This window comes from Pseudomonas fluorescens group sp., from assembly GCF_020093335.1.
GTDB classification, from domain to species: domain Bacteria; phylum Pseudomonadota; class Gammaproteobacteria; order Pseudomonadales; family Pseudomonadaceae; genus Aquipseudomonas; species Aquipseudomonas petroselini.
On the sequence record NZ_JAIOKW010000074.1, the window covers coordinates 1 to 7,537 of the forward strand.

The 7,537-nt window shown below is 64.7% G+C and carries 7 protein-coding genes; 6 read left to right on the forward strand and 1 reads right to left on the reverse strand.

Features of this window, described 5'->3' with window-relative positions; all coding sequences use genetic code 11:
- Window positions 1-79 precede the first annotated feature (79 nt).
- Both K7431_RS30610 and K7431_RS30615 read left to right on the forward strand, forming a co-directional pair.
- Entirely contained in the window at window positions 80-931 is an 852-nt protein-coding gene (locus K7431_RS30610) for a GNAT family N-acetyltransferase (RefSeq protein ID WP_015884842.1), read from the forward strand.
- Window positions 932-954: 23 nt separating this feature from the next.
- Window positions 955-1,668 carry a cupin domain-containing protein gene (locus K7431_RS30615; protein ID WP_015884843.1) on the forward strand — a complete coding sequence of 238 codons (714 nt, stop codon included), beginning with the start codon at window positions 955-957 and terminating at the stop codon, window positions 1,666-1,668.
- Window position 1,669: 1 nt separating this feature from the next.
- Here the strand turns inward: K7431_RS30615 and K7431_RS30620 are convergent, their stop codons facing one another.
- Complete coding sequence (locus K7431_RS30620) at window positions 1,670-2,554, reverse strand: LysR family transcriptional regulator (RefSeq protein WP_015884844.1); 885 nt, start codon at window positions 2,552-2,554, stop codon at window positions 1,670-1,672.
- Between the two features lie 95 nt (window positions 2,555-2,649).
- Between K7431_RS30620 and K7431_RS30625 the strand changes: the two genes are divergently transcribed.
- From K7431_RS30625 to K7431_RS30640, 4 genes are all read left to right on the forward strand, one after another.
- Entirely contained in the window at window positions 2,650-3,786 is a 1,137-nt protein-coding gene (locus tag K7431_RS30625; RefSeq protein ID WP_015884845.1) for a DSD1 family PLP-dependent enzyme, read from the forward strand.
- Window positions 3,776-4,960, forward strand: a complete 1,185-nt coding sequence (locus K7431_RS30630) for an NAD(P)/FAD-dependent oxidoreductase (RefSeq protein WP_043205605.1) — start codon at window positions 3,776-3,778, stop codon at window positions 4,958-4,960. The genes K7431_RS30625 and K7431_RS30630 overlap by 11 nt, the downstream gene beginning before the upstream one ends.
- Window positions 4,957-5,802, forward strand: coding sequence for a GNAT family N-acetyltransferase (locus K7431_RS30635; RefSeq protein WP_015884847.1), 846 nt, complete (start codon window positions 4,957-4,959; stop codon window positions 5,800-5,802). Before K7431_RS30630 ends, K7431_RS30635 begins: the two co-directional genes overlap by 4 nt.
- Before the next feature lie 329 nt (window positions 5,803-6,131).
- Window positions 6,132-7,537 (forward strand): aldehyde dehydrogenase family protein (locus K7431_RS30640; RefSeq protein WP_224316766.1); only part of this gene is annotated, 1,406 nt, incomplete at its 3' end.

Consider the following 7,537-nt stretch of genomic DNA (forward strand, 5'->3'; position numbering starts at 1 on the left):
CCCCCCTTGCCAGCCCCCAACCCAGGTGGGATACAAGCACCCTGACGCCGCAAAAAACCACGTTCTATGGAGGCATGCCATGTCCGCCCTGCCACACCCCGCTTATACCTACCGCCCTATGACCACAGACGACCTCCCGGCCGCCCACGCCCTGTCGGTACAACTCAAATGGCCCCACCGCCTGGAAGACTGGGCCACGTTGCACCGGGTCAGCGACGGCTTCGTGGTGACGGACGGCGAGCGGCTGATCGGCAGCGCCTTCACCTGCCCCCAAGGCGATTACGCCACCATCGGCCTGGTGATCGTCAGCGATGACTACCAAGGCCAGGGCATCGGCCGACGCCTGATGGAAAAAGCCCTCGCCGCCTGCGGCTCACGCACCCCGGTCCTCAACGCGACCCTCGCCGGTGCGCCGTTGTACGCCAGCCAGGGCTTTGTCGAATTCGGACGGGTGCAGCAGCATCAGGGCCAGGTGCAGGTGCCTGCCCTGCCGCCGCTGGCCAACGGCGAAACCTGCCGCGCCCTGCACACCGATGATCACACCGCCCTGCTGACACTCGCCAAAGCCGCCAGCGGCCTCGACCGCCGCGACGTATTACGCGACCTGCAGGTGGAGCACGCCGTGGGCATCGAGCGTGATGGGCAGCTACGCGGCTTCGCCCTGCTGCGACCGTTTGGGCGTGGGCGGTGCATCGGCCCGGTGGTGGCCGAGCACATCGAGCAGGCCAAGCACCTGATCGCCACATTGCTGGCCCAGGTGCCGGACGCCTTTGTGCGCATCGACATCCCCGTCGCCTGCGGCCTCAGTGACTGGCTCGAACAGGCGGGCCTGAAGAACGTCGACACCGTCGCGCAGATGGCCCGAGGCACGCCGCCCCAGGCCAGCCAAGGCCTACACCCCTTTGCCCTGATCACCCAGGCGATCGGCTGACTTTTCCTCCCGGAGCACTCCCCATGTCATCTCCCCGTATCCTGCTGTTGGCGCGTGCCGACGGCAGCCGCGTTGCCACGTCCTTCAACACGGGCGCCTTGAGCGCGTTGGACCCATTCGGCGACACCCGTCAACTCGCCTGGCGAGGCGACGATGGTGTGTCCGCAGGCCTTGTAGGGTTCAGCGGTGACACCGTGATCGAAGACTTCCCCCACAGTGAAACACTGGTGGTGCACGCAGGCCATGTGGTGCTCAGCAGTGCCGAGCAAACGCTGGAACTGGGCGTCGGCGCCAGCGCCGTGATCGGTCGTGGCACACGCCTCACCGTGCAGGCGAGCGCAGGCAGCCAGTGGGCGTTCTGCGCCTACGATCAGGCCGACGCACCCGCCCGCCCCGGCCTGACCCTGCTCGACCCGCGCACCCTGCTCAACCCCTCCGCCGCGCCGGAAGCGCAGATCCTGATCGGTCCCACGCCGCAGTGCCGTGCGTTCAACCTGTTCGACGATGCGGTCACCGAGCTGCGTATCGGCATCTGGGACTCGACGCCCTACGCCCGCCACGGCCGCCCGCACAAACTGCATGAGTTGATGCACCTGCTCGAAGGCCGCGTCACCCTGCAGGATGACAGCGGTGCCGAGGTGACGGTCAACACCGGTGACAGCGTGTTTGTGGCCAAAGGCGCGCCGTGTGCCTGGAACAGCACGGTGTATGTGCGCAAGGTCTACGCGGTGAAATAAATCAGGCTTTCAGCGCCTCTTCCAGGAACGCCACCAAGGCTTGGACGCGCGGGCTGCGCAGTTTACGTGACGGCACCAGCAGGACGATCGGTGCGCTGTCAAAGCTCCAGTCCGCCAACACGCGTACCAGGCTGCCGCTGGCGATGGCGTCACTCACATCCCACTGCGAACGCAGCACCAACCCCAAGCCTTGCTCGGCCCAGCGCCGGGCAACGCTGCCGTCGTTACTCAGCAACGCAGGCTCCACGCGCAACGTCTTGCGGCCCTGCCCCTTGCGCAGGTGCCACAGCGTCACATCCTCATCGTTTTCTCGAATGCAGATGCAGCGATGCTCGGCGAGTTGATCCGGGGAGGACGGCACGCCGTGCGCTTGCAGGTAGGCCGGGCTCGCGCATAACCAGCGCTCGTTCGGCGTGAGTTGCCGACCGGTCCACAGGCTGTCGTTGAGATGGCCGATGTGGATCACCGCATCGCTGTCATGCCGGTCCGGCCAAGGTGTCTCGCGCAGATCCAGGTGCAGGCAAAGCTGCGGATGCACTCTGGCAAACCGTGCCAACAGCGGCGCGATGCGTTGGCGGCCATAGCCAAACGGCGCGGCCAGCCTCAGTGTGCCCACCAGTGTTTCGTCCTTTTGCCTGAATGACTCCGGCAGCGCTTCCAACTGCTCCAGCAGCAGCGCACTTTCGCGGGAAAAACGTTCGCCGTCGGCGGTCAAGCTGAGGCGCCGCGCATCGCGGTTGGCCAAGGTCAGCCCCAGCAGCGTCTCCAACTTACGCAGGCGCATGGACAGCGCCGGCGGCGACACATTCAGGACTCTGGCGGCAGCACTCAGCGACTCGCAGCGTGCAAGTGTGGCGGCCAGGCGCAGGTCTTCGATGGAGATCATTCAATTTTACTTAATGATTGATTAGCTTTGATTGAACCACACCTTAAGGATGCCTGAGTAGAGTGCAACCTGAACCCAGCCATTCGAGCCCTGCCATGCCCACGCCGATTGCCGCCCTCGACACCCCCGCCGCACTGATCGATATCCCGCGGATGCAGCACAATATCCAGCGGATGCAGCAACGGATGAATACCCTCGGCGTGCGTTTACGCCCGCATATCAAGACCAGTAAATGCCTGCCGGTGATCCAGGCGCAGCTCGCTGCGGGCGCCAGCGGTGTCACGGTGTCGACCCTCAAGGAGGCGCAGCATTGCTTCAGCCAAGGCATCCTCGATGTGTTTTATGCCGTGGCCGTCGCGCCGGGCAAACTGCCCCAAGCCCTGGCCCTGCGGCGCCAAGGCTGCAACCTGAGCCTGCTCACCGACAGCGTCGCCGGTGCCCAAGCCCTCGTCGCGTTCGCACAGCAACACGACGAGCGCCTCGACGTATGGATTGAAATCGACTGCGATGGCCACCGCTCCGGCCTGGCCGCTGAAGACGAGGCCCTGCTGGACGTGGCGCGAATCCTCAGCGACGGCGGCATGCACTTGCGTGGCGTGATGACCCACGCCGGCTCCAGTTACGAACTCGACACGCCTGAAGCCCTGCAAGTGCTGGCCGAACAGGAGCGTGCGCTGTGCGTGCGCGCCGCGCAACGAATCCGCGCGACCGGGCTGGCATGCCCCGACGTCAGCATCGGTTCCACCCCCACGGCCCTGTCGGCGCTGAACCTGGACGGCGTCACCGAAGTGCGCGCCGGGGTCTATGTGTTCTTCGACCTGGTCATGCACAACATCGGCGTGTGCCAGCCGGACGAGCTGGCGCTGAGCGTGCTGACCAGCGTGATCGGCCATCAACCGGAGAAAGGCTGGGTCATCACCGACGCCGGCTGGATGGCGATGAGCCGAGACCGTGGTACCCAGCGTCAGCGTCAGGACTTTGGTTATGGCCAAGTGTGCAGCGAAGCCGGCGTCTGGCTCGAAGGCGCGCGCGTCACCGGCGCCAACCAGGAACACGGCATCATTACCCTGCACACCGTCGACGGTGATGACATTACCGAACGCTTCCCCATCGGCAGTCGGCTGCGCATCCTGCCTAACCATGCCTGTGCCACCGGCGCGCAGTTCCCGGACTATCACGCCCTGGACGCCGACGGTGGCGTGCACACCTGGAGCCGCCTCCATGGCTGGTAATCAAGCAGGATCTAAAAGCGATGTGCTGATCATCGGCGGCGGCATCATGGGGGCGTCGTCCGCGTTTTTCCTGCGGCGGCGCGGTTGTTCGGTCACGCTGCTGGAACGTGACCAGATCGGCCAGTACGCCAGCGGCGTCAACTTCGGCAACGTGCGCCGCCAGGGACGCTACCTGGGGCAGCTGGAGCTGGCGAATCGTTCGTGGGCGCTGTGGAAACGCCTGCCGGAACTGATCGACGACGACCTTGAATTCATCCCCAGCGGGCATATGCGTGTGTGTTACCGCGAAGATGAAATTGCCGAACTGGAGGCCTACGCCGCCGCGCCGGAAGCGGCGCAGCTGGACCTGCAAATCTATCGCGGCGCCGAGTTGCACAAACGCTTCGGCTTTCTGGGACCGGACGTAAAAGGTGGCTCCTACGCGCCTCACGATGGTCACGCCAACCCGCGCCTGGCAGCCCCGGCGTTTGCCCGCGCGGCACGGCGCCTCGGTGCGCGCATCGAGGAAAGAACCGAAGTCGCCGACGTGGAAAAGGTCAACGGCCTGTTCCACGTCACCACCACCGATGGGCAATTGTTCGTTGCCGAGCAACTGTTGATTACCGCCGGTGCCTGGGCGGCGCGGTTGTCCGAGCGTTTCGGTGAACCGGTACCGCTGGAGCCCAACGGCCCGCAGATGTCGGTCACCGAACCGGTGCCCTATGCCTTGCCGACCGTGATCGGCGTGTTTACCAAAATCAAGGAAGAGGTGATCTACTTCCGGCAGATCCCGCGCGGCAACATCATCATTGGCGGCGGCAATCGCTGTACCCCGGACATGATCAATCGACGCGCCTATTTCAAGCCCGAGAGCCTGCTCAACCAGATGCGCCAGATGCGCCGACTGCTGCCCGGCGCCGAAAAGCTGAACATCATCCGCGTGTGGAGTGGCATCGAAAGCTACACCCCGGACTCCCTGCCGGTGATGGGCCCAAGTGGCGCCGTGGACGGGCTGTTTTATGCCTTTGGCTTCTGCGGCCACGGCTTCCAGCTTGGCCCTGGCGTGGGGGACGTAATGGCCGAACTGATCAGCACCGGCAGCACCAGCACCCTGATCAGCCCCTTTGATATCCGGCGGTTTACCCAACCTTCGACGGTGCCCGCGAGCGCGCCCACCACAGGAAAACTGATATGAGCCACGCCTATGTTTATCGCTCGGCCACCGCCGCCGACATGCCCGCCGCCCATGCGCTGTCCGTACACCTGAAGTGGCCTCACCGCGAGGAAGATTGGGCCATGGTGCAGCGCACCTCCGAAGGCTTCGTCGCCGAGCATGACGGCCATCTGGTGGGCGTGGCGTTCGCCTGTCACCAGGGCGCTTATTCCTCCATCGGCCTAGTGATCGTCAACGATGCGCACCAAGGCAACGGCATCGGACGCCGGCTGATGCAGCTGTGCCTGGAGGCTGCGGCGCCGCGCACGCCGATCCTCAACGCCACCGAATCCGGCGCACCGCTTTACGCAAGCATGGGCTTCGTCGATTTCGCGCGCATCCAGCAACATCAAGGCGTGCTGCAGACGCCAGCGCCACAGCCCTTGGTCGAGCACACGCAATGCCGCGCGATGAGCCTGGCCGATTACCCGCAGGTGATTGAACTCGCCAATGCAGGCAGTGGCCTGGACCGCACCGGGGTGCTCAATGATTTGCTGCCCACGGCCGAACACGTGGCCGGCCTCGAGGTGCAAGGGCAACTGCAGGGTTGCGCCCTGCTGCGTCGATTTGGTCGCGGGCATATCATCGGCCCGGTGGTCGCGCAGAACCCGGACCAGGCCCGACAGTTGATCACCCACCTGCTGCGGCTGATTCCCGGAGCCTTCGTGCGCTTCGACATTCTGGCCGATTGCGGCTTGGCCGGCTGGCTGGAAAGCCTGGGGCTGCCGTGCGTGGACAGAGCGCCACGCATGGTGCTGGGCGTGCCCCCGCAATCGCGCGACGGCGTCCAGCAGTTTGCCCTGGTAACGCAAGCAATCGGCTAGCAAGACAACCTGCGGCAGAGAATTTGTAGTGAGCGGGCTTGTCGGGTCGCCGCATCGCCCGCGCTGGGCTGCGAAGCGGCCCTGAAACCATGCGCCCCCGTTTTGTCTGGAGAAATTCATTAGCCCATATTGGGGCCGCTTCGCACCCCAGCGCGGGGCAAGCCCGCTCACCACAAAGAATCTAGTGGGCTGCGGGGATGTTGGATTCAGCAGATTATCCCTTGCAGGCTTGAATAACGGCATCTTTGGGTGGGGCCGTTTTGCTAGTTTATCGGGAAGACAGGGCCGTGCTGTTCGCAGCGCCATTACCGCTCCAGGGAGCTCGTTGGATGACCACACACTCTTCGCATAGCAACAGCATCGATCCGCACACATCCCAGCGGTTTTACATCGATGGCCAGTGGGTTTCGCCCGTCATCCCGGCCAGTTTACCGGTGGTCAATCCGGCCGATGAGACGGTAGTCGCCCAGGTGGCACGTGGCTCGGCCGCGGATGTGGACCGCGCCGTCGCAGCAGCACGCGCGGCGTTTGCGGGTTGGTCTGCGACCCCGGCCGCCGTGCGCGCGCAGGTGATTGGGAACATCCACGCGCTCATCCTTGAGCGCAAAGAGCAGTTGGCCCAGGCGCTGTCCCTGGAAATGGGCGCGGCGATCAGTTTCGCCCGGGCGATGCAGGTGCCGTTGGCGGCTGAACACGTTCGGGTCGCACGTGACCTGCTGTCCAGCTATCCATTCCAGACCGTGGAAGGCGGTACCGCGATCGAGCGCGAAGCCATCGGCGTCTGCGGCCTGATCACACCGTGGAACTGGCCGCTGTACCAGATCACCGCAAAAGTCGCCCCGGCCATCGCCGCCGGCTGCACCGTGGTGTTGAAACCCAGCGAACTGTCGCCGCTGAGCGCCCTGTTGTTTGCCCAACTGGTGCACGACGCGGGCCTGCCGCCTGGGGTCTTCAACCTGGTCAACGGCAGCGGTGCCGAGGTCGGTGCAGCCATGGCGGCGCACTCCGATATCGACATGATTTCAATCACCGGCTCCAACCGCGCCGGCGCGCTGGTTGCACAAGCGGCGGCGCCGACGGTGAAACGCGTGACCCAGGAGCTGGGCGGCAAGTCGCCGAATATCCTGTTGCCCGATGCGGATTTTGCCAAGGCCGTGCCGTTGGGCGTGATGTCGGCGTTTCGCAATGTCGGGCAATCCTGCAGCGCACCGACCCGGATGATTGTGCCGAAACACCGCTTGGCCGAAGTCGAGGCGCTGGCGGCGGCCACCGTGGAGGCAATCGTCGTGGGCGACCCGCAGTCGGAAGACACGGTGCTGGGTCCGATTGCCAACGAGGCCCAGTTCAATCGCGTCCAAGCCATGATCGCCGCCGGCCTCGACGAGGGGGCAAAACTGGTGTGCGGTGGGCCTGGGCGGGTGGCGGGTTTTGATAAGGGCTTCTATACCCGGCCGACGGTGTTCTCTGAGGTGCAGAGTGGGATGCGCATTGCCCAGGAGGAAATATTTGGGCCGGTGTTGTGCATTATTGCGTATGACTCGGTGGATGAGGCGGTGGCGATTGCCAATGACACGGTGTATGGGTTGGGGGCTCACGTTCAGGGGCGGGACTTGGAGCTTGCGCGGGCCGTGGCTTCGCGTATACGGGCAGGACAGGTGCACTTGAACCATCCGGCTTGGAACCCGATGGCGCCGTTTGGGGGTTACAAGCGTTCGGGGAATGGGCGGGAGTATGG